Annotated in this window: 1 protein-coding gene; it reads right to left on the bottom strand. The window is 59.6% G+C overall.

Going from position 1 to position 490, the window contains the following annotated elements; all coding sequences use genetic code 11:
• Positions 1-244: 244 nt before the first annotated feature.
• Positions 245-490, bottom strand: a 246-nt coding sequence (locus HMPREF2724_RS12565; RefSeq protein WP_141748292.1) for an integrase core domain-containing protein, incomplete at its 5' end; no start/stop codon positions are given.

The following is a 490-nucleotide window of genomic DNA, read 5'->3' as shown; positions in this document are numbered from 1 at the left end:
GTGGCAATCGTCACCCCGCCGAGGGCTGCCCGCATGACCCCTGGGTGCCTGGCGCAGACGAGCAACTCCATGTAACTGGCACCGACTCGTTGGAAGAGCTTTGCGCGTCATCTGTTGCCGCGTATCCGCGCCTGGCGTGGGTGCAGGGCCGCCAGGATCCAGCTGATTATGTGCTGCGCAACTTCAATGCCAAGGAGCGCGAGGAAGGGCCTGGCCCCCGGAAAGTAGACACGTCGGGGGTTAGCTATGCTGCTTGGGTCAGTGTAGCTGATGTGAGTGCTTCGAAGTCATTGGGGGCTAGAAGGTTGCACCAGGAGTGTCGCCGGCGCGTGTTGTAGCGCATGCACCACCGGAAGACTTCCTGCCGGCAGATAATGGGATTGTCAAAGACTTTCCTATCACGCAAGACTTCCCGCTTTAAGGTGGCGTTAAAAGATTCTGCTAGGGCGTTATCCGCACTCGTTCCTACCGCGCCCATGGATTGGCGCAC

It is taken from the genome of Corynebacterium sp. HMSC071F07 (assembly GCF_001810285.1).
Classification (GTDB): Bacteria; Actinomycetota; Actinomycetes; order Mycobacteriales; family Mycobacteriaceae; genus Corynebacterium; species Corynebacterium simulans.
Note: the sequence above shows the minus strand (reverse complement) of the source record. Positions and strands in the feature narration are given on the sequence as shown.